Origin of the sequence: uncultured Leptotrichia sp. (genome assembly GCF_938036635.1) — a bacterium.
GTDB lineage: Bacteria > Fusobacteriota > Fusobacteriia > Fusobacteriales > Leptotrichiaceae > Leptotrichia > Leptotrichia hongkongensis.
Genome location: NZ_CALHQO010000248.1, coordinates 1 through 2,500, shown reverse-complemented (window position 1 = coordinate 2,500; position 2,500 = coordinate 1). Strand labels below are relative to the sequence as shown.

2 protein-coding genes are annotated in these 2,500 nt (G+C 30.4%); both read right to left on the bottom strand.

Features of this window, described 5'->3' with window-relative positions; all coding sequences use genetic code 11:
• Positions 1 to 8 precede the first annotated feature (8 nt).
• Positions 9 to 1,160 carry an N-acetylglucosamine-6-phosphate deacetylase gene (gene nagA, locus Q0370_RS04755; RefSeq protein ID WP_299572814.1) on the bottom strand — a complete coding sequence of 384 codons (1,152 nt, stop codon included), beginning with the start codon at positions 1,158 to 1,160 and terminating at the stop codon, positions 9 to 11.
• Between the two features lie 15 nt (positions 1,161 to 1,175).
• Positions 1,176 to 2,009 carry a glucosamine-6-phosphate deaminase gene (gene nagB / locus Q0370_RS04750; protein WP_299572812.1) on the bottom strand — a complete coding sequence of 278 codons (834 nt, stop codon included), beginning with the start codon at positions 2,007 to 2,009 and terminating at the stop codon, positions 1,176 to 1,178.
• Positions 2,010 to 2,500 lie beyond the last annotated feature (491 nt).

The following is a 2,500-nucleotide window of genomic DNA, read 5'->3' as shown; positions in this document are numbered from 1 at the left end:
AAATTATATTATTCATATTTTGTTAAATTTCCTTTACTTACAGTTCCCTTCACATTAAACTTATCATCAAAATATGTCAAATCTGCAACATAACCTTCCTTTATAAATCCATATTTTTCATCCACAGCTACAGCCTCTGCTGGATAAGAAGTAGCCATTCTAAGTGCTTCTTCTAGCGAAACATGAACTTTTTCTACAAGATTTTTTACTCCATCAATCATAACTAAAGCTGATCCGCCTAGCGTCCCTTCTGGCGAAACACATTTACCATCCTTATACAAAACTTTATTTCCTTCAAACATAAATTCCGTCATATTATCAGTTCCAGCAGGACTAACAGCATCTGTCACAAGATAAAGCCGGTCTTTCAATATTTTCTTAGCAATTTCCACAGAAGCAAAATCCATGTGAAGTCCATCAACTATTATTCCGCAGTTTGTAGTGTCATTATTAAATAAAAAACCTACAACTCCTGGCTCTCTTGAATCCAATGCTCTCATGGCATTATACAAATGCGTAGCACAGTTAAAATAGTCTTTCTTTTCCATACATTCCTTATACGTTGCATTCGTATGCCCCACAGCGATATTAATCCCTGCCTTTTTTAATATTTCAAGATGTTCGACTTTAGCCTTTTCAGGTGCAATTGTTATTATTTTTGTAGCTTCAGGTCCTGCATTTGCTATTTTTTCTATCATTTCATCAGATAAAACCCTTATATATTCAGGACGATGAATTCCTTTTTTCTCAACACTTATATAAGGTCCTTCTATGTGAAGCCCCAAAACCCCAATTTCTTCCTTATCTTTTATTTCATTCATAAGATTTAGAGCTTTTTCTATTTTCTCATCTGGAGAAGTTATAAGTGTTGGCAAAAACAAAGTACATCCGTATCTTTTATTAGTTTCATTCATTATCTCAAGTGTCTTTTGCGAAATATCATCATTAAATAACACTCCTCCACATCCATTAATCTGCAAGTCAATAAATCCTGGCGACAAAACCATCCCTTTGGCATCAACCAATTCCTGATTTTCTAATTCTTTTTCATCAATCAATGAAAAATCCGTTACTTTCTTTATAAATTTTCCTTCTAAAACAACGGTGTCTTCCTCAATAAACTTTTCTCCATCAAATATCTTTGCATTTTTTATAATCATTTCAATAATTCCTCTCTATTTTGATAATTCTATTAAATATTTTTTATATTCTTCCAAATTCAAATTTTTTGCCTCAATTTCCTTAAAATATCTGTATGTTTTAACTTTTATATCCGAAGCTGCCATCTCATCAATTACTAATACAGCCCTTTTATGCAACTGCAAAGCCGAAATTGTCCAGAGATGATTTACTCCACCTTCTACTCCATGATAAACTGCACGAGCCTTTTTGTAGCCATTTGCCAAAATCATAACTTCCTTTGAATCCATAAGTGTTCCTACACCTATTGTCAAAGCCAGTTTTGGCACTTTTTCAATGTCATTGTCAAAAAATCTAGAATTTGCCAAGATTGTATCATAAGTCAACTCTTTATCACGTGTATGTGAAGAAAGTGAGGATCCCGGCTCATTAAATGCTATATGTCCATCCTCTCCAACTCCACCTAAAAATAGCTGTATTCCACCTACTGCCTTTATTTTGTTCTCATAATCTTCACATTCTTTTTCCAAATCTTCGGCACATCCATTCAGAATATTTATATTTTCTTTTTTTATATCAATATATTTAAAAAAGTTCTCATTCATAAAATAATGATAACTTTGGGGATTTTCTGGCTTTAATCCCACATATTCATCCATATTAAAAGTCACAACATTTTCAAATGATAAAATTTTTTCATTATACAAATTTATCAATTCCTTATAAGTTGCAAGTGGCGTAGAACCAGTAGGAAGCCCTAATACAAAAGGCTTTTCCTTTGTAGGTTTAAATTTCAATATTTTTTTAGCTATTTGGTATGCACTCCATTTTGCAACTTCATCAGCATTTTTAAGAATAATTACACGCATTTAATTCACTTCCTTTAATAATTTCAAAAAATTTAAATTTTCATTAAAACAAACCTATTATTATTATATAACTTTTTTCAATTATGTCAAGTAATTATATCCCTAAATTGCAATATTAATTTCCACATTTCCTAAAATTTTTTTTAATTAATTCATACAAAAATTTTTCAAATTGTATTGAATAATTCAAACATTTTTTTGGACTTAAGTTTATAATTATTAAGATTTTTATCAATTTTTCTATCTTTATCGCTAATATATCATTTAAAATTCTCTTAGAAGATTGCTGTCATTATCATAACAGCCTCTTTGTCATGAACAATAAAAATATACAAAATAGAAATCTTCACTATTTCTTCTCTGCATGAAAATTCCTTATTCCTATTTGTTGATAATTTTAAAGCACAATTCTCCTCTTTAATTCTCTGCTAATACTCCGATTATAAGACTCTGTTTTGCAGAGCCTGTCCTCTATCAGATTTTTCAATTCA